Annotated in this window: 18 protein-coding genes; 12 read left to right on the plus strand and 6 right to left on the minus strand. The window is 48.7% G+C overall.

From position 1 onward, the window contains the following. Positions 1 to 115: 115 nt before the first annotated feature. From ACREYP_RS16775 to ebgR, 4 genes are all read right to left on the minus strand, one after another. On the minus strand, positions 116 to 1,549 hold the full coding sequence (locus tag ACREYP_RS16775; protein ID WP_008455984.1) for an amino acid permease: 1,434 nt from the start codon (positions 1,547 to 1,549) through the stop codon (positions 116 to 118). 93 nt (positions 1,550 to 1,642) lie between these two features. Continuing rightward, positions 1,643 to 2,092, minus strand: coding sequence for a beta-galactosidase subunit beta (locus ACREYP_RS16780; protein WP_008455981.1), 450 nt, complete (start codon positions 2,090 to 2,092; stop codon positions 1,643 to 1,645). After that, complete coding sequence (ebgA, locus tag ACREYP_RS16785) at positions 2,089 to 5,181, minus strand: beta-galactosidase subunit alpha (RefSeq protein WP_008455979.1); 3,093 nt, start codon at positions 5,179 to 5,181, stop codon at positions 2,089 to 2,091. Before ebgA ends, ACREYP_RS16780 begins: the two co-directional genes overlap by 4 nt. 176 nt (positions 5,182 to 5,357) lie before the next feature. Next, complete coding sequence (gene ebgR / locus ACREYP_RS16790) at positions 5,358 to 6,341, minus strand: transcriptional regulator EbgR (protein ID WP_008455976.1); 984 nt, start codon at positions 6,339 to 6,341, stop codon at positions 5,358 to 5,360. 527 nt (positions 6,342 to 6,868) lie between these two features. Between ebgR and ACREYP_RS16795 the strand changes: the two genes are divergently transcribed. Continuing rightward, entirely contained in the window at positions 6,869 to 7,534 is a 666-nt protein-coding gene (locus ACREYP_RS16795; protein WP_498881405.1) for an EAL domain-containing protein, read from the plus strand. Between the two features lie 213 nt (positions 7,535 to 7,747). Here ACREYP_RS16795 and ACREYP_RS16800 read toward each other — a convergent pair whose 3' ends face one another. Then, positions 7,748 to 8,209, minus strand: coding sequence for a YqeJ family protein (locus ACREYP_RS16800; protein WP_166994516.1), 462 nt, complete (start codon positions 8,207 to 8,209; stop codon positions 7,748 to 7,750). Between the two features lie 3 nt (positions 8,210 to 8,212). Beyond that, the gene (locus ACREYP_RS16805; RefSeq protein ID WP_336818544.1) at positions 8,213 to 9,019 is read right to left on the minus strand and encodes a winged helix-turn-helix domain-containing protein; all 807 of its coding nucleotides are present in this window, start codon (positions 9,017 to 9,019) and stop codon (positions 8,213 to 8,215) included. Positions 9,020 to 9,552: 533 nt separating this feature from the next. Here ACREYP_RS16805 and tssB point away from each other — a divergent pair. From tssB to tssJ, 11 genes are read left to right on the plus strand one after another with little or no spacing between them, the layout of a single operon-like run. Next, the gene (tssB, locus tag ACREYP_RS16810; RefSeq protein ID WP_336818543.1) at positions 9,553 to 10,041 is read left to right on the plus strand and encodes a type VI secretion system contractile sheath small subunit; all 489 of its coding nucleotides are present in this window, start codon (positions 9,553 to 9,555) and stop codon (positions 10,039 to 10,041) included. A gap of 11 nt (positions 10,042 to 10,052) precedes the next feature. Further along, the gene (tssC, locus tag ACREYP_RS16815) at positions 10,053 to 11,516 is read left to right on the plus strand and encodes a type VI secretion system contractile sheath large subunit (protein WP_442892458.1); all 1,464 of its coding nucleotides are present in this window, start codon (positions 10,053 to 10,055) and stop codon (positions 11,514 to 11,516) included. Positions 11,517 to 11,557: 41 nt separating this feature from the next. Beyond that, on the plus strand, positions 11,558 to 12,040 hold the full coding sequence (locus ACREYP_RS16820; protein WP_336818541.1) for a hypothetical protein: 483 nt from the start codon (positions 11,558 to 11,560) through the stop codon (positions 12,038 to 12,040). A gap of 46 nt (positions 12,041 to 12,086) precedes the next feature. Continuing rightward, positions 12,087 to 12,509, plus strand: a complete 423-nt coding sequence (locus ACREYP_RS16825; RefSeq protein WP_008455967.1) for a GPW/gp25 family protein — start codon at positions 12,087 to 12,089, stop codon at positions 12,507 to 12,509. Next, positions 12,502 to 14,301: a type VI secretion system baseplate subunit TssF gene (gene tssF, locus ACREYP_RS16830; RefSeq protein ID WP_336818540.1), complete on the plus strand. Its 1,800-nt coding sequence runs from the start codon at positions 12,502 to 12,504 to the stop codon at positions 14,299 to 14,301. The genes ACREYP_RS16825 and tssF overlap by 8 nt, the downstream gene beginning before the upstream one ends. Beyond that, a complete protein-coding gene (gene tssG / locus ACREYP_RS16835) occupies positions 14,292 to 15,254 on the plus strand; it encodes a type VI secretion system baseplate subunit TssG (protein ID WP_336818539.1) in 963 nt (320 codons plus the stop codon). Before tssF ends, tssG begins: the two co-directional genes overlap by 10 nt. After that, positions 15,248 to 17,227 carry a type VI secretion system Vgr family protein gene (locus ACREYP_RS16840; RefSeq protein ID WP_336818538.1) on the plus strand — a complete coding sequence of 660 codons (1,980 nt, stop codon included), beginning with the start codon at positions 15,248 to 15,250 and terminating at the stop codon, positions 17,225 to 17,227. Before tssG ends, ACREYP_RS16840 begins: the two co-directional genes overlap by 7 nt. A 9-nt stretch (positions 17,228 to 17,236) precedes the next feature. Beyond that, positions 17,237 to 17,686, plus strand: a complete 450-nt coding sequence (locus ACREYP_RS16845) for a DUF6931 family protein (RefSeq protein WP_008455958.1) — start codon at positions 17,237 to 17,239, stop codon at positions 17,684 to 17,686. Then, on the plus strand, positions 17,686 to 17,985 hold the full coding sequence (locus tag ACREYP_RS16850; RefSeq protein ID WP_166875959.1) for a PAAR domain-containing protein: 300 nt from the start codon (positions 17,686 to 17,688) through the stop codon (positions 17,983 to 17,985). Before ACREYP_RS16845 ends, ACREYP_RS16850 begins: the two co-directional genes overlap by 1 nt. A 12-nt stretch (positions 17,986 to 17,997) precedes the next feature. Next, positions 17,998 to 19,056 carry a type VI secretion system protein TssA gene (gene tssA, locus ACREYP_RS16855; protein ID WP_336818537.1) on the plus strand — a complete coding sequence of 353 codons (1,059 nt, stop codon included), beginning with the start codon at positions 17,998 to 18,000 and terminating at the stop codon, positions 19,054 to 19,056. 14 nt (positions 19,057 to 19,070) lie between these two features. After that, complete coding sequence (tssJ, locus tag ACREYP_RS16860; protein WP_498880993.1) at positions 19,071 to 19,667, plus strand: type VI secretion system lipoprotein TssJ; 597 nt, start codon at positions 19,071 to 19,073, stop codon at positions 19,665 to 19,667.

The raw sequence follows: 19,667 nt of genomic DNA on the forward strand, positions 1-19,667 counted from the left end.
TTATTTTGGTAAAAATTTAGTAAAAAACAAAAAACCAGTTTGCTTTAACCCCATCGCGAAAATGGCGGGAGGGTGAAGGCTTAGCCAGCCGCAAAACGGCTGGCCAGGGGCGGAATTATTTCGATGGTCGGGAGGCGAAATCCGGGCTGCTCTGCCGCTTTGCCTTCTGTTTATTCTCAAAGCGACTGATCCACCACCAGGCCAGGCCCGAGAATACTGCCGTCATAAAGACGTTAATAAAGAACGCGTTGACCAGATCGACCCCCGGTGGGAATGCCGAGGCGGTCATGCTGACGACAAAGATCAGCATCAGCATGGAGACAACGCCCATCCCCACTTTTCTTGACCCCATACGGAAATCTCGCGGCGTGTCATCGTGTTTCCAACGGAAGACAAAGTAAGCCGCCATAATAAATATTGGCGGCAGCATGGCCGTGCCCGCCGTCAGGTTAATGGCCGTGTTCATCATTTGCTGGACGCTGGCGGAGCCGAAGCCGTTGACGATAAGCATTAACAGTACGAAGACAAACTGCCACCAGGCCGCCCGTACCGGCACGCCGTGCTCATTCAGCTCAGTGGTTTTCTTGCCATAAATGCCTTCCGGAATTTCCGAGAAATGGATTTTGACCGGCGCGGCAGTCCACATCATCATGCTGCCGAAAATGGCAATAAACAGAATAATGCCGACAAATCGCCCCATTAATGCTTCAGAAACATGGAAATATGCGCCCAGGCCGGTGAAGATTTCTACCATACCGGCCGCATAAGTGAGATCTTCCCGCGCGACAAAAACGTTCACCAACAGCGAGCCCAGCGCGTACATGCCGCCAATCAGCACTCCGGCGGTAATGATCACTTTGATGAAGGATTTCTGGCCCCCTTTGGTGTCATTCAGATACGCCGCAACGGTTTCTGCCCCGCCTGCCGCCTGAAAAATCCAGCACATAATGCCCAAGGTGGCCCAGTTGATGGTTGGTGCCATCGCTTCCAGCGTGATCGGCTGCGCAGGAACGTGCCCGCTGCCCAACGCCGTTAATGCCCCGACCACGTAGATAGCAAACAGCGCAAAGACACCATAGGCCACGCACTCTGAGATTTTCCCCAGCCACGTCGCCCCTTTGGTCGAGATATGCGTCGCCATCGCAAACAGCACAATCGAAATCAACGACGTGATCATCGGTGAGAACGGAATGGCGTAGCCCATGATGGCGTAGGAGGCATAGGCCACCACGTTTGGCAGCAGCGACAGGAAAAAGAACAGGTTCACAAACCAGTAAAGAAACGACCCCAGATAGGCCGCCCGCGTGCCCAGCGGCTGTTTCAGCCAGGCGTACATGCCTGATTCAGAATTTTTATTCGCCGAAACAAATTCGGCGATGATAAAGACGAAGGGAATGAAGTACACCACCGTCGCAAATAAGAAAATCGGCGCCGAGCTTAGGCCTAACTCAATGTTGTTATTGACGATGTTTCGTACGTTAAAGACCGCCGTAAACGCCATCGACAGCAGGGCAAACTTGCCTATTTTTGCCCGAATGGATGTGGACATACGTCCTCCGAAAATTCACATCCCCGTCATGGGGAGGGTACAGGGAAGACCAGCGGAGTATACCGCTGGCCGTGGTACGCATCGAAACTGGCGTTATTTATTAAGGAAATAGCCGTCTTCAATCGTGACTCTGAGGACCACTTTTTTTACCCACTCATCGCTGATGAAACGGTAAGCTTCCTCGGGGTCGCAGATCACCATCTGCCCTTCGGTCACCGTCACGATGTCGCCGATGCCTTTCAGGTATTCCCGGTCGGTTTCGTCCCGGTAGCAGGCCACCGTTTTCAACTGCTCTTTCGGCGCAAACTCAATTTTTTGCCGACCCTGCAGGTAGTAGTGCACGTCAAAATAGCGACGACTCCCCACAAACAGCGCGTCGGTGCAGCTGTCGGTACTCACCCGGTATGAGAGGGAATCACCAATGGAATGGGCCACGCCGGGACGAATGTTGTCGACGTTATTGATAGCTTCCACGCAGCGCTGCCACTTCCGGCCGCTGTGATAGATCTGCTTAAACTGTTCTAAATTCTCGAGAACTCTCATTGTTCAGCCTCGCTATGTGAAACAGGAGAAAAGAAATCTGCGCCGAAATCGTGATTAACCAGCGCCTGCGAGGTGTTACGCCCGCCTTCCAGCGGCAACAGCGTAAAACCGTAGCTGAAGGCGTGGAGCCACACGCGCCAGCTGTCCAGCACCTCGCTTCCCCACGAGTTGGAGCCGAGTCCGAGCAGTTGAACGTCAAGGTTTAGCGTGATGTCGTCGCTGCGCTGCAGCGCATTGCAGTGCTGCGCGGCATGCAGATTTTCAGCGGTGTAATGCCAGGCACTGAGGTTGATAGGCTGGCGCGGCACAACCAGCAGGCCGCTGCCGTGGCGATCGGTCAATGAAGCCCAGCGCACGTGCTGGCGATTGCCGTTATTCTGTGGGAAGGGATAATTGACGAACATGTCGTCCACGGTGGTATGCCAGAGGTCAATGATGTTGCTTTGCTGGCTGTCGGCGTAGTTCTCGCCCGGGCCACGGCCGTAATAATCCACCTGTTCAAAGGCGCCGTTAATCCCTAACGTAAAGCCAATGCACGGCACGATATGCGGGTAATCACCGTAGCGCTCGCCCTGCACTTCGACGTTGATATGCCCTTGCGGGGTGACCTGCCAGCGGTAGGTACAGCGCATACCAAAATCAAACACCGGCGGGGCGATGATAGTCTGCGTAACGATCGTCACGGCATCGCCGTGCATTTCAGCGCTGAATCCGCGTAAATGCTCCTGCATAATCGGCAAATGTGCCGGCTGCCACAGCCCCTCGAACTCCTGCTTGTGGTTATCTATCATGGGCTTGAAGAAGTTAATCTTCGGCTCACGCGTCACCTGTTCGACCCCATTGACCAGCCACGCCGTAAGCTTGCCGCTGACTTTTGAGAACACAGCCTGGAAATTGTGGCCGATGACACGATAGCTCAGGCGGTCATCAACGATTTGCAGCGGCGTCGCGCTGGTATTGCAGTGCGGTACTTTTGCCAACGTGCTCGCTTTTAACGGGAACTGATAAACCGCAATCGGGTGGTTGGCTTCGCTATAGAGCGTGCGGCAGTCTTTGGTCACGGTGATATTGACGAAGGTTTCGCGTTCGTCGAGCGCCGGCAATGTTATGGCTACATCGCGGCCGCTGTTGGCCGCCAGCCCCTCAACTTTTAGCCGCTGGCTGGAAAGTGTCTGGCCTTCGGCGCGCACTTCGACGTTCAGGGTGTAATCGTCCAGGCTTGAGAACCACAGTTTATTTTCAACGTGCAGCAAGCCGCGCGGAAGATCTTCGGCCCGGACTTTAACCGGCGCAATAACCTGTTTGTATTCCTGCAGCCCCGGCCCGGGCGTTTGATCGGAGAAAATCAGCCCGTCCAGGCAGAAGTTATAGTTGTTAGGGTAATCCCCATAGTCACCGCCGTAGTTGTACCGCACCGCGCCAGTTTCATCGGTGGCCTGGATACCATGATCGCACCATTCCCAGACGTAATGCCCCTGGATACTTTCGTGCTGATAAAAGACGTTCTGGTACTCCGTTAACCCACCGGGCCCGTTGCCCATGGCGTGGGCGTATTCACAGATAATGCGTGGTTTGGCATGGGGATATTCGCCAAACTCATTCATCAGCGGAACGCGGGTATACATGGTCGAGATAATATCGACGACCTCCGCATCACGATCTTCTTCGTAATGCACAAGCCGGGTGTCATCCAGCGCCTTTGTGGCGCGATACATCGCGCGAATATTGCAGCCGTAGCCAGATTCATTTCCCAGTGACCAGATGATGATCGACGGGTGGTTCTTCTGGGCATGGACGTGACGCACAATGCGCTCTACGTAGATGTGCTCCCAGGCGGGGTCGTCCGTGATGCGGCTCAGGTCACCGACGTTGGCAAAACCGTGCGATTCCACATCCGTTTCCGCCATGACGAACAGGCCATAGATGTCACACAGCTCATAGAAACGTGGATCGTTTGGATAATGTGCCGTTCGCACTGAGTTGATGTTGTACTGCTTCATTAGCTGCAGGTCTTTTTCAACGCGATCCATCCCCACGGCCCGGCCTTTGAGGTGATCATTGTCGTGGCGGTTAACGCCGTGCAGCATCACATAGTGATTGTTGATGTAGAAAAGGCCATCGCGCACCTTGATATCGCGGAATCCCACGCGCTGGGGAATGATTTCCAGCACCTCACCCATCGCATTTTTGAGCGTTATCACCAGTTGGTAAAGATAAGGATTTTCCGCCGACCACTGCTGAGGTGCTTTGACGTCAATCGAAAAGTCGATATTGAGCTGCCGATCAACCGTTAAATGCTCTTTCACCCCGCGATAAAGCGCGGTGTCGCCATCAAACAAGGTGTATTCCAGCGTGGCTCCTGCAGCCTGGGTTGTGAGGTTTTCCAGCATCAACTGGCAGGCAAGGGTCGCGTTGCGGTAGTCGTCGCTGAAATCGGTACGCAGCGTGAAATCCTGAACATGCAGGGGATGCTTCCCAACCAGGTAAACATCGCGGAAAATCCCCGCCGTCCACCACATGTCCTGGTCTTCAATATAGGTCGAGTCCGCCCACTGCATGACGCGGACAGCCAGCAGGTTATCGCCGGTTTTCACCGCCGCGCTGATATCAAACTCGGCCGTCAGGCGGCTCCCTTTGCTGAACCCAACGTACCGGCCATTCACGTAGACTTCAAAGTAAGTTTCTACGCCATCAAATTTGATAATCGTTTGTTTATCCTGCCAGTTTTCGCCCAGCGTAAACATCCGCTGGTACGCCCCCGTTGGGTTATCGCTCGGCACAAACGGCACATCAATAGGGAAAGGAAAACCTTCGTCGGTGTACTGCAGCTGGCCGTGGCCTTCCATCTGCCACATTCCCGGCACGGTAATCGTGCCCCACTCCGCCATCAACTCTGTGCTAAATGCCTCTGGAACTAAGAGCGGATTAGTAAAGAAACGGAAGTTCCACTGCCCGCTAAGGGACAAAAAGTGGCTACTGTTTTCACGTACAAACGAGCGGGCCTTCGCCAGTGAATCATAAGCGAAGAAATAGGCGCGCGGCGGCAGCCTGTTTTCATGAGTAAGTTGCAGATTTTCCCAGCGATTCATCTCGCCTCCCTGTACTGACTAAATAATTACGCTTAATTTTAGTAAAATTTTTACTAAATAAAACGAGCGAAGGCGATTTGCTTTAACTCGATCACAAAATGAGCGTTCAGGACAGGGGGATATCGACAGACCAGGGAGACCACCGGAAAACGATTGTTCTCCGGCGTGAAAGTAAGCTAGTGCGTGGTACCGCGTAGTTTAAGCACGCTGGGAACAAAGACATTGAGCGGCAGGGCTCGGCCATCACGGGCTTTTTCAACCAGCAGATTAACGCCCTGGCTGCCCATCATTTCGGAATGGATACGCACCGTGGAAAGCGGCGGGAAGGTAAAACGTGCGGTGGGGATATCGTTCACGCTGATCAGCGAAATATCGTCCGGGATCTTTAGTCCGCGCTCGTGAATGGCACGTAATACGCCAATCGCAATGGAATCAGATGCCACAAATAGCGCAGAGGGGTAATCTTCCTGGGCGAGCATCGCTTTTGCCAGTTCGTAACCTGATGAGCTCGAGAAACCACCGCGCCAGATGTCGTTCTCGGACACCACTCCCTTCAGGCGGCCATATTCAGCAAATGCTATCTCACGAATATCGGCTTTTCCCGGCCTATCCTGACCGCCAATAAAACCGATGCGCGACATGCCCTGGGCAATAAAGAAATCGATCACCTCTTTAGCAATACGCACCAGGTCAATGTCTACGGCATCGTACTGGCTACCCGGTTCATGGAAGTCAATAAAGCAGAGATTATCTGTCATCGCGCGCAAGGTTTCGCGCGTCGCGTCGGAAGGCTGGCCCACCACCAGGACGCCGGTCACCTTTTTCATCTCAGGCAAAGAATGCCCGAGATAACAATTCGTTAGTTCGATCCCGAGTTTCTCACATTGCGTCTCAATACCGTGGCGAATAGCCAGATAGTAGGGATCGTTAATTTCCAGATCTTGCTGATAGCTGTAGAGAGCCAAAAAATGATGCTGACCCACGGGATTAGCCAGCATTCTGCGCGAACTGCTGTTTTTGTATTCCAGCTTTTCCGCGATTTCAAGGATCCGCCGCTTGGTCTCTTCTTTCACATTCAGGCTGGGGTCGTCATTCAACACCCGTGAAACCGTCGCCAGCGAAACGCCCGCCTCAACCGCAATGTCTTTCAATGTCGCCATCTTTTTTCCTATCGGACGCAGCTCTTTGTTTGCCACATAGTGTAAAGCAAGCCAAGGGACATGCATCTGTTTTTAGTAAAAATAACCGTTTTTTCAGTCCTAACGGCTAGTAAACTCGATGAAAAAATACCGACGGTAAGCCTTTATGCATAGCAAACGGCGAAGTTCTCTTTTTCACGGACTACTGCGCATAAATCGCCCCATTAAGACTTTTTTTTCGATGATAAAAAAATAAGAATTATTTTTAACACCCTCACGTTGTTCCACCAGGTGCTTAAGACTAAACAGGGAAAATTAAGTTTGTATTTATTTACAGATAACAATTTTATCGTTAAAGTTTAGCCCTGCTTAGGGTCATTAAAAGGAGCCAATCATTAAAAAAACATCAAAAAGACTGAAGACAATCAATAACAACTTCACCTGAAATTATCTGAAGGGAAATTATGCGGTATTATTTTCTATTAGATTCAATACACTTATAAAGGCTTACAGTGTTTAAATATATTATAGAACCGTATTCACAGCCAGTGACAAACTGTAACACAGGCCGCATTATTGGCTTTGAAATATTACTTAGGGTGATGAAGGAAACGCCCATTAAAAAATACCTATCACCAGACTCACTGGTACACATCTTCAAGTCAAACGTAGAATACAACCACTTGACGATATCCTTAATGAGACATGTCAATGAGCGAATAGAGGAGATCACTGACAAGCTACCGCCTGATGGCTTCATCAGCTTCAATATTATTCCCAATCAACTATTGTCCACCTCTTTCATGAAGTATTTGCTCTCGTTCAGGAAAAAGATAAGAGAAGACATAAAACTCGTTCTGGCGCTGGTGGAAGGCAATGGAGCAATACTGACAGATAGCATGATTGATGCAATAAAATCACTGTCAGAAAACAATATAGATATTGCAATTAATTTTTGCAACAACTCCATATCCATAAAATACATTGAAGCAATGGGGTTTTATATGCTCAAACTCGACAGGGAATTGTCTCTAACTCATGGTAACAGTCTGATTTATGAAAGTACGATAAAATCGTTAGTTTATTTATCTTCTCTGGTCAATACCATACTTGTTGCTGAGGGTGTTGAAACAAAAAACCAAAGAGATTTACTTCATAAATGCGGAGTAAATTATATGCAAGGATACTATTTTGGTGCGCCGGTATCAATTTAGAAGACACTACCATCCAGGTCAACTAAATAAATAGATCAATGCAAAAAAAATGGCATTCACTGAATAACAATGACATTCTAATTTAACATTAAGCAACACCATTTCATCCCTATTAAATAAAAATTAAATATATAGGAAAAGACCACCCCACGCTTGAGGTGGCATAACGTGTTTTTTTTAAGAAAGCCTGAACTATAAATGAATGGAGCTATATTATCGCTTGCAGAAAAATACCGGAATCCCTCCTCTTAAAAAAAGGTAATCGTCTCCCTGAGGAAGAATATCATAAATCACACTCGACCCTTTGTTATAATAAAACTCCGGCAAAATCCTTTCAATCTTTTCTTTTTCATCACTTAGTTCAACTGTATTTTTTGTTGCAGTCAGTACAAATGATTCTTTAACCCTCTTAACATCAAACATTGTAGAAATAACAATATTACTGACTTTAGTTGAATCACTTTCGAGTACTCCACTTAGAACAGCCGTTCCTTCACTGCCGGAAAATGTCATTCGCGCATTAGCATGAAGCACAACGTCATTGTAAGATACAGAATATACCCCATTACAGCTAAAGTGATTGGCATGATAACGCCGTAGCACGCCCACCGAGATGACAACAATAAGTAAAAAAACAAGAAATGATATCATCATTAAATATCGTCTATTATTCACACATCAACTCCCCACAAAAAAATAAGCTGACTTGCAACTATTTTTTTTATTGCTTCCCAGCGGCTGCGCACATGAAATAACAGAAATATCAGAAAATAGATTACTGTAGGAAACATAATTCCATGGCGTTCTTTCACATTTGCTGATTAACTTATCGGTAACAAACTTGATATCTCTTTGTGTCGTTACTGAGGTATATATATTGCAACCATCATTATTAAGGTACGCATGATAGCTAAGAAAGTACGAAGACTGACGTGATGTACTGGAAACAAATAACGCCGAGGCAATGGTAGTCAAGACAGCCAATGAAATGATGACCATAGGATGGAGTATTTTATTTTTTACAACGTCGTTTGGAGCAACATTAACACCAGGAGCTGGCTCTTTTTTTACCTCTATCGGATTTTCATGGCGCTCATGGCTTTCATCATACTCAACTTTCTCCGAAGGAATTTTTTCAACTTTTATCTCGGTATCTATCGAAAAACCTATTCTGGGGATTGTTTTTATTAAATTGATACCTGGACTTAACTTTGATAGCGCGCGGCGAATGAGCGAAATATTTTGATATAGATTGTTGGGTGTGATCATGCTCTCATTTTCACCCCAGACATATGAGTATATAGTTGCCTGGTCAACGATTCCGTTGCGTGATATTAGCAAAAGAAAGCATTTTGTTGTGGGGGTATTAAGAGTTTCAACATTGGCCTCGTCATCCACACGATACAAAACTCGCTTATCAGGATTGAAGATTATCTCATCATTTATCATATAGTTATATGAACCACTTGAGCTACACTGCTCCATTTCCACTTATCCTTAGTCTCCAATAGGCATGTATTCAACTCCGTGTACTATTCAATTATGAGAAACCACAATAGGCAACAGTACCGGAGAAAGGACCATACCCAAATAATGATCTTAACACAAAGACAAAAAGCTAAACAAGTTAAGGCCCATCTTAATTAAGACCGGAAATTTAATTTCCTACCCATTCACTTTTACTGTTTTGATTAATAATGATTAATTAATAACATTTTCATTGCTATGAAATACACCTTCCTGTCTAATTTCTCAACTAACAGATAATGGCGATTGCACTTGCCGGTCACAGACATGATAAATAATAAGGATCATAGCAATATCATTTCATGATTCTGATTGTGAGGATTTAGCTATAAAAACCTCAGTAGAGTTGTTAAATATTTTTTGTCATCGGTGTTTTCTTTCATAACACCACATTTAAGAAATGGCTTCCAACGGCCTTGACGCTAACTGCATGGCTTTTTTTTTGCTAAATAATGTTTTAACACTCAATCTTTTATTTAATGGATAAACTTATGAGCAATACACAACATAAATTGGATAAAGCTCGCCCACCGCGAGTACAAATTACCTATGATGTTGAAATAGGTGATGCACAAACGGCAAAGGAACTCCCTTTGGTTGTGGGTGTGATGGGTGATTTCACCCAAAGTTCCGATACATTGAAAGATCGTAAATTCATTAATGTTGATAAAGACAACTTTAATGAGGTTATGCGTTCAATGAAACCTGAAGCTGAGTTTTTGGTGGATAACACGCTTACGGGTACGGATGGAAAACTGGCCGTTTCGCTGACCTTCAATAGCATTGATGATTTTTCTCCAGACAATGTTGTACGCCAGGTAGAACCGCTTAAAAAGCTCATGGATTTACGTGAGCAGCTTAGCGATCTCAAAAATCGGGCTGCAAGTAATGAACGTCTAAAAGAACAACTCCTGGAAATGGCTAAAGAGCAAAATACCTTAGCAGGTAAAACTGAGATAGGTGGGGACGATCAAGAATGAGCACCGAACAAATGCAGGAAGCAGTGGTAGAATCCTCGTTTAACGATGATTATCTTAATCAGGTTATCGATAATACCCAGGCTATTCGTCGTGAGTCCGACCGCGACCGCATGAAGTCTCAGCTGAATAATTTCCTGTCCGAAGTCCTTTCCGGCGAAGTTGTTATATCCAGCGATCTGATTGGCAGTATTGAACAGCGAATTGCCGCTATTGACGTCCTGTTGTCTGAACAAGTGAGCCAAATTATTCATGCTCCAGAGTTTCAGAAAAAAGAATCTTCCTGGCGCGGTTTGCATAAACTCATCCAATCCAGCGTAACTGAAAATACGCAGGTTCGCTTGCTGCAATGTACCAAGCAGGATCTGATTAAAGATTTTAAATCCGCCAGTGATTTTGACCAGTCGATGCTCTTTAAGTGTGTCTACGAAAGTGAGTATGGCACATTTGGTGGCACACCTTTTTCTGCCTTTGTCGGTGATTTCCAGTTCGACAATACCCCTCAGGACATCTCTTTACTGGAGCAAATTTCGCACGTTGCCGCTGCGGCACATGCACCGTTCCTTAGCGCCGTAGCCCCTGGCATGCTGTCAATGAATGATTTCTCGGAGATCCCACGCCCGCGCGATCTTGCAAAAATGTTCGACACCACCGACTACGCCCGCTGGCGTTCTTTCCGTCAAAATGACGACAGTCGCTATATTGGCCTTACGCTGCCTCGCGTCCTTGGCCGACTCCCTTACGGTACAAAAACAATCCCGGCGGAAACTTTCACTTTTGAAGAGTCCATCAAGGAAGATGCCGCAGGACAGGATTACCTCTGGATTAACTCCGCGTGGGAGCTCGCGGGTCGTATTGTTGAATCATTTGAAGAATATGGCTGGTGTGCATCCATTCGTGGTGTAGAAGGCGGCGGACTGGTTAAGTCACTGCCGGCTTATACCTATGTTTCTGAAAGCGGAGAGCACACTTTGCAGTGCCCAACGCAGGTAGCCATTTCCGATCGTCGCGAAAAAGAACTGTCCGATCTTGGTTTTATTCCCTTAGTACATTGTAAAGGCACCGACTATGCGGCCTTTTTTGCCGTACAGTCTATTAATAAACCGCGTCTTTACAACTCCGATGAAGCAAATGCCAACGCTCGCTTATCAAGCCAGCTACCTTATTTGCTTGCGACATCCCGTTTTGCGCATTACCTCAAATCTATCGTCAGGGACAAAGTCGGTAGCTTTATGTCCCGCAGTGAATGTGAGGAATATTTGCAGAAGTGGATCATGCAATATGTCGTCGCCTCAGATAATGCAGGCCCTGAAACCAAAGCACGTTTTCCACTCCGTGAAGCCCAAATTAATGTTGTAGAAGTACCAGGATTACCGGGTACCTACAAAGCAATTGCATGGTTAAAACCTCATTTCCAACTTGAGGGATTAAGTATGTCTCTACGCCTGGTAGCTGAATTGCCATCTGCTGCGGGCTAATTATTTCATGTTGTTAATATCACCACTAGAGGAAGTTTTTTATGGCTAAATTGCAAGACTGCCAATTTATTGAAGTTAAGATTGATGGAAAAACCATTGCAGGCTCTTCAGAAGAGAAGAAATACAGCAAATGGATGGAGGGCTACGCCCCTGCTGGTCTGAATACTTTTTCTGGCCCTGACGGAACCTATTTTGACTCCGTTCAGATGTCTATTCTGGTAACGAAAGAAACCAGCAAGATATTTGAAAACTATCTAAAAAGAGGTCACAAAGACGTAACGATTACCATCGTACACCGTGGTTCTGATAAATTTGACGCGGACTATGAAATACAGCGCGCTGTATATTCCACTTGTACAATTCAAAGCCTTAGCTTTGAAATGCGTGACCAACTTTTCATTAACCTGACCTTCTCATTTGAAGGAATGGTTGAAGTTGTCTTTAACGTTGCCAATGCTACAGAATCAGGCCTCGATAAGATTGGGCCGATTAAATATAGCATTCCAGAAAAAGTGCTGAAATAAAATTCTCCCGCCCATAGTCCCTATGGGTGGGAACAGGAACGCCATAATGATACCTTCGCTTCTTTCCAGACTCAGTGATAATCATCCTTTTGAATTTGAGGATGATTACCACTGTGAAGAAAGGCCAGAGGATACATTATTAAAAGAGTTGATGATGCTGCTGACTTCCCGCTCACGCACTCCGGACATTGAAACGGTCCAGTATGTTAACGCATCGATATTAAATTATGGCATAGACGAATCATTCAGCAGAGTACATGAAGTAAATACGCGTAAATCAACAATAGAAAAACGCTTAATGAATACTATTGACAGATTTGAACCTCGTCTGACAAGCATTTCGGTAGCAAGCCATACGGGCAATAACCAAAACATTATTTTCACGCTGCAAGGATATTACGATCAATCCCCTGTGCTCTTCGAGCTGGAATGGGACGACTGTAACGGAAGATTTTATCTCCATGAATAAATTACTTTCTTATTATCAGAAAGAACTTCGGTTTTTAAAGGAACACGGAAAGGTTTTTGCATACCGTTTTCCGAAAATCGCGCGTCGTCTCGGATTTGTTGAAGGTGAGTCAGAAGACCCTCATATCAGTCGCCTCATTGAGTCTTTTGCACTATTAACATCCCGCATCCATCAACGGCTGGATGATGACATCCCCGAAGTTGTTGATGCATTACTCAACACCCTTGCACCTCAATTTCTACGGACATTACCGTCAACGTGTATTGTAACGATCACGCCGGATACTTTGCGTTCCGGAATTACTGACAAAAATAGGTTTGATGCAGGTACGTCTCTTTTTACACGACAAAGCCCAGAGCTACCTTATCAATTTCAAACAATCTATCCGGTAACGTTGTTACCTTTGTCTGTTAACGAGGCAAAACTTAGTTTTGACAGCGATGCGTTAAGCTGGAAGCTACAATTACTTTTCCAGGTTTGGCCTGGAGCAAAACTGGCTAACGAGCGAGTGCGTATTTATCTGCATGGTCCCGTTAATGCCGTAAATACGCTTTACACTTTACTCTGCTCTGAGGTTGAAAGGTTATTTCTCCGCCAAAATGATATCAGCATATCTTTAGAGCCCCATGTATTGTCCTCAGTGGGATTTGATGCTGGTGAAGCGCTGCTCACGCCAGATCCCCGGATCGCCCCCATTCATATCTTATTAATGGATTATTTCTGGTTTCCACAGAAGTTCTCTTTTATCGACATCCAGCTTCCTGATGGCTTCAGTGTACAGGGCAATGGGGTATTTGAATTACAGGCAGTAATAAAACGGAATGCATTAACTGAACGTCTGGAAAAACTGGCCGAATTAGTCGACAAAAACTTTTTCCGCCTCAACTGCACGCCAGCCATTAATCTATTTCCGCAGCGAGCAGAACCGATCACGCTGACCAATAGCCAGCCAGACTATCCCATTGTGCCCGATGCTCGTCATCAAAATCAGATTCATGTGTGGGCAGTGCATCAAGTTTCCCTGCAGCGGAAAGTGAATAACAGTATTGAACATCTGCCCGTGCAGCCTCTCTTAGAGAGCCACGTTGCCTCCGCCAACGAGCAGGACGCTGGACTTAGCTGGCAGGTATTACGTCGTGAACTCCCCACCGGAAACAGTCTGGAATTAAAACATTTTATCGCATTTAGCGAACACAAAACGCGTCAACCTTCTGAAAGCCCAGAAATTATTACCATCAACACGACCTGTACTAACCACGCGCTGCCACATCAACTGCAGTATGGCCATCATGAGGGCGATTTTGACTCCTCAGCCCCTATTGCAGGATTGAAGATTACCTGCCTCACGCACCCTACCAGCCCGATAAGCCCACTGGAAAAAAGCGCTCTGCGCTGGCGTTTCCTTTCACAGCTTTCACTCAATCATCAGTTGCTGGATGGCGTGCATGGGGCTCAACGCCTGAAAGATATGCTGGCACTTTACAATATTGCAGGAGACACCGAAAAAGCCCGCCTGGTCAATATGATAAAGCACTTATCCTGTGAACCCGTGACGGCCAGGCTGATTAGCAACGATCCTCACTCGCTTGCACGGGGAATATCAATATCCCTGACGTTTTGCCACGATGCGTTGGGAGAACCCGATTATTACCTGCTTTGCTGCTTACTCGATCGCCTGTTGGCGCTTTACGCACCGGTCAACAGCTTCACCCGCCTGACAACCGTCATTGAACAAGAATCACAAACCACGCGCATCTGGCCCGTGAGAGCGGGGAGACTGTCATGGCTATGATCCCCGTTATCAGCAAATTCAACTGGTACCAGCAGATCCGCTTGCTGCTACGTAAGCTGAGAAAGGGCAATATTCCTGATGAAAAGCTGCTTGATAAAAAACTGCGAATAACCTCCACGCTTTCGATGGATGCACCCGATGGGCAAGTCGAAGCCCTGAGTCAGGCCTCTGATGATGCCCCCATCGCAGTTAGTACCTGGATCAACGGATTAACGGGTGCAATGGGTGCACTTCCGACGGCGTATACGGAATGGATGATTGAACGCCAGTACCGTTACAGCGATCTCAGCGCTAAAGCCTTTATCGATCTCTTCGGGCACCGCCTTTACTGCCTTGATTACCTGGCATGGCAAAAGCATCACCTTTGCGCCCAGGCAGAATCTCAAGAGGAAAAACCGCTGCAGCTTGCGCTGCTATCGTTAACAGGCCTGCTGGCTGAAGCTAACGCGCAGGCGCTAACAATGCATGCCCCTCTTTTTTCATCCCCCGTGAGATCAATGGTGAATCTTGAGCGCTGGCTTAGCCAAAGATTTGGCGTTGAGGCCAGCATCGTGCCCTTCACTGGCGGATGGCGCGAAGTGAAAAAAGAAGAGCGCTGCCAACTAAATAACCCAACCCAAACATTATCCACGGCGCCAATGATTGGAAGCGCGCGCCTCGAAGTCCATTCCCATTTCGACGTGATACTTGGCCCCATGTCACCAGAAGTATCACGCCAGTTTGCCTCTTCAGGCCAGGCCAGAGAGGCCGTCTGGTCTTGCATCCGGGACTATGTCGGTCCCGTGGTGGATTTCTCTGTCTCTCTGGTAATCAGTAGCGCCAACCTGGCGCCGCGTGGGCTTGGTATGAGTGCCTTAGGGTTAGATCTCTGCGTTGGACAAAATAACGAGTCGCACTTGCATCTGGTACGGCTCCCTGCCCCTGTCCTCTCATCAGGATGTACTTCATGTTAAATAGCAATCAACTTAAAACGGATCAGGAAAACCACTTCATTCGGTGGAATGGGGATATTGCCAACGACCTGCGCCTCGTTTCTCTGGCTGGAAAGGAGTCGTTGTTCGTTCCTTATGAATACGAACTCCATTCGTTGACGCATAAAAAGGAAGCGGAATTACTGCGCTGGCACGGGCAGGAAGTTTCCTGCCAGATAGGGGGCGGCGGTAATGAACTCCCCCAGCGCGTTTTGCATGGCGTTGTGACCCGGATTCGCTATGCCCAACGCACATCTGAAGAAGGCGAATGCATCCTGACGCTGGAGCCTGCATTTTCTCAGCTGAAACACGGCCGGGGAATGCGCGTCTGGCAAAATATCAGCGTACCGGATCTGGTTCATGACTTGCTCAATGAACACAAGATTAGCCAGCTAGACCTTCAGCTCAACGGCACGTATGACAAACGCGAATATTGCGTGCAATACCGCGAATCGGCCTTTGACTTTATTCAGCGGCTTTTGCAAGACGAAGGGATCTACTACTACTTCAAACACAGTGAAAGCGGGCACACCTTAGTCCTGACCGATCACGCAGCCGGCCATAAGCCGACGCCTGGAAAAGCGTTACTCTGGCACCATCATGGCGATGTGATTTCTGAGGGCACCATCACCAAACTTGAGTCCTCGGCAACGCTGCTTCCTGGAGGCGTGGCGCTGCATGGCGTCAATATGCAGCAGTCTGCTGCAATTGAAGATCTACAAAAAACCAGCGGCAAAGCGGCTAACAACGAGTCCGTCATGTTTGTCGACATCACCCCGCAGGGTGAACGCGCGCTGATTACTCAGGAAGCCAAAAACACCCTTGCGGCCTGTGAAGCCAATAATCAGTTCTTTTCTGCAACAGTGCAGGCTCACTGGTTAAATGCAGGGGAAACGTTTGATCTTAAAGAACATCCAGCCGGAGACCAGGCATACCTTATCCACGCGATAAGCATTGTGGTAAGCAATAATTTTGATGACAGCAGCAGTAGCCAATGCCAGATTGAAGCCACCCACGCCGACAAGCCCTGGCATCCCCCTTTTCTCCACCAGCAGCCTCAAATCCCAGGCATTCTGACGGCCACCGTCGTCGGCCCCGACTCGGAAGAGATCCACACCGATGAGTATGGCCGTATCAAAATCCAGTTCCCCTGGGATAAAGAAAACAAAAACGACGATGCCAGCTCCTGTTGGGTGCGCGTGGCGCAAACCTGGGCCGGTGGGAAGTTTGGGGCGCAGTTTATTCCCAGAGTCGGTAGCGAAGTTCTGGTGAGCTTTATCCAGGGAAATCCCGATTATCCCCTGGTCACCGGTACGGTCTACAACGGTCAAAACAAACCACCTTTCGACCTGCCGGCGCAAAAAACACAGAGCGGATTCGTGACCCGCAGTGCAACAAAAGGCAGCGTCGAAGACGGGCACCGCCTGAGCTTCGACGACAAAAAGGGCGAAGAGTTAATGACCATTGTCGCTCAGAAGGATCTCGAGCTGACCGTTAAAAATGATGTTACCAGCACCATCGCAGCCAACCGCAGCACCGAACTCACCAAAGGTAATGACCTGCTGCTGCTGAAAGAGGGAAATTTGAACCTCACCCTGGAAAAAGGGAACTGGCAACAGGAAATCAGCGGGAACATCACCACCAAAATTAAAAATGGCCACTACATCCTGGACGTCGCAGGCGGCAGTGGCAGCGTCAAAGTGGAGAAAGCGCTAAGCATTGAATCCACACAGTCTATCGAACTAAAAGTCGGCAACAACAAGATAGCCATTTCAACCAGTGGCATCACCATCAACGGTGCAGCATTCAAGGTTGAAAGCAGCGCTGGCGCTGAATTGAAAGGCGCCATGGTGAAAGTTGAAGGCAGCGGAACCGTCGAACTTAAAGGCGCGATGGCCACCGTTTCTGGCAGCGGCATGACCACTATCTCTGGCGGCATTATCAACATTGGATAAAAACAAACCATGACACAGAACGAATTCAATCCAGACAAGCTGCTGGAGGAAGGTCGGTGGGAGGAGGCTCTAACATGCTGGGCACATTCCCTGCCCGCCAATCGACTCGGTTCGCAGCTCGTCGCATTGCTTCGCGAAGCCGTTCCGCCGAGCCTACATCCACTTCTTAGCGAGATGAATCAGCAGTTTAGCCAGTACGATAACGCGCGCAGATGGCGTATTTTTGAACAGGCTCAAAGCCAGGACCTTAACTCCCCCACAGGTGCCCTGGCACTTTCGCTGTTTTGGGCCAACGGTAGCATGAGCCCAGACGATCTGCCCCCGGTGTATCCCGAGCCGCAGCTTTCCTCCCGGATGCTTGAGTGCGCGCTCGTTATGCTGGCCGTCGAGCTGGGAGAAACTCCCGTTGAAGGCGCTCGTCACCTTATACAGCGATGCCTGACTAAGGAGGCTTCCTGATGGCTCAACCTGCAGCCCGCGTCTCTGACATGCATGTCTGCCCGATGGTCGCTCCGGGTCTCCCGCCTCTGCCTCATGTAGGCGGCCCCATTTTACCCCCCGGCGCTCCCACCGTGTTGATCGGTGGGCTACCCGCGGCGACGGTAGGTTCAATGGCAACCTGCGTAGGCCCGGTGGACTCCATTGTGATGGGCAGCACAAAGGTGCTGATCGGCAAAAAACCAGCAGCGCGTATGGGCGATAGCTGTGCCCACGGCGGCACCATCGTGGCCGGATGTCCCAAAGTATTAATTGGATAATTGAGGTTCTCTATGCAGTCAGATTTTTCAACTCTGCTGGCACCAATATCGCTCGACAACCCTATGGGAAATCACCTCGAGTATGAACCCGTCTTCGACCAAATCCGCCAGGCGCGAGAAAGCGATGAGGACGATCTTCCCCAAGGTGATTGGGCCGTTAGCGAGCCTCGCCAGGCGGACTGGCATCTTGTTCAATCCTTGAGTGAACAAGCGCTGGCGGAACAAAGTAAAGACCTGCAGCTTGCGTGCTGGTTTGTCGAAGCAACATGCCACCAGAAAGGGCTGGAAGGCCTGCTGGGCAGTATTGATTTTCTGAGTGAGTTCATGACTCGCTTTTGGTATCAATGCTGGCCGTCGCTGGAAGAAGAAGGTCTCACCATCCGCCGTAGCAAGCTGGTGCGGTTGGATCGCGAGCTCAATCAAATTTTATTTACCCAGCCGATGCTGCGCCAGACCAACACCACCCTGGCAAAATGGCGGCAAATCCTCGCCTTTGAACACAAAATCAATAGCAACCCGGAGTCCCTTGATGCGCTGATAGAGCAAGAGGGGGATCTGACGATGGCGACCTTTGACAAACAGGCCGCCGCATTTTCCTCCATTGAAATCAGTCAGCAGGCCGCTCGGGTAGAACAAATCACCACCCTATTGAAATCGCTGGAAAGTCGCTATGCCTCGCTGAGCCAGGATCAGGAGGGGGAATTATTTACCCAAACCCGCCAAACGCTGAGCGATCTTAGAGACTACCTTCAGCGCCTGACACAGCGTGCGATCCCACTTCCTGATGAAGCCCTCACGCTTACCCAAGTTCTTGAAGACTCTCCGCCGCAGTCAACAGAAGCGCCAGTGCGCCATTCACCACAGGCAATGAGCCGTGAGCTTGCCATCAGCCAAATGTTGGCGATCGCGGCCTATTTTCGCCAGTCAGAACCCTCCAGCCCGGTTCCTTTCCTGATGGAAAGAGCCGCACGCTGGGCAAACATGACGCTAACTGACTGGCTGCAGGAAATGATCGAAGACAGCAGCAGTATCAGGGAAATCAATAATGTACTGACAGGAAAAGTGGACTGATGCGCAGAGCAACCATGTTAATCGCGCTCCTCTCCGTCGTGTTACTAAGCGGCTGCGCTGCCGATGCCGACTCACAGGCATCTGAAAAACTGGCTATAGAGCAGGTTAAAGCACCTTTTTCATCCGGGGCCATCACGGTGCAACTTCAGGCGGATCCGGATCTCAATTCTCTGAATGGGATTGCAAACAGCTGCACCGTTTTGATTATTCAGGCAAACAAGGCTGAGACGCTAACACAGCTATTTTCAACGCCCCTGACGCTGAAAAACCTGTTCCGTGCCGCCGGCAGCCATAACGACATTCTCAAGATAGATCGCTACGCCGCCATGCCGGGGCAAAACGCCACTCTGCATATAGACCGCAGCGAGAATACGCGCTTTTTTGCCGTCGTGGCGGGGTATTACCCCTTTCCACAGAGTCAGCATATGGCCCTCGTACCCGTGCCCGTCACCAGCACAAAATCAGGCTGGTTGCGGCCTGGCTGGCAAGCACATCTGACCCCCGTCACGCTGAATATTCGGCTTGGCAGCGACAGTATTAGCCAGTTCTCCGGGGCAGAAAAAGCCCCCTTCACGCTCAATAACACCGCGCCAACGGACACAGGAGAATAA

The organism is Enterobacter sp. TMH.L2, from assembly GCF_050847315.1.
In the GTDB taxonomy this organism is placed as follows: Bacteria; Pseudomonadota; Gammaproteobacteria; order Enterobacterales; family Enterobacteriaceae; genus Cedecea.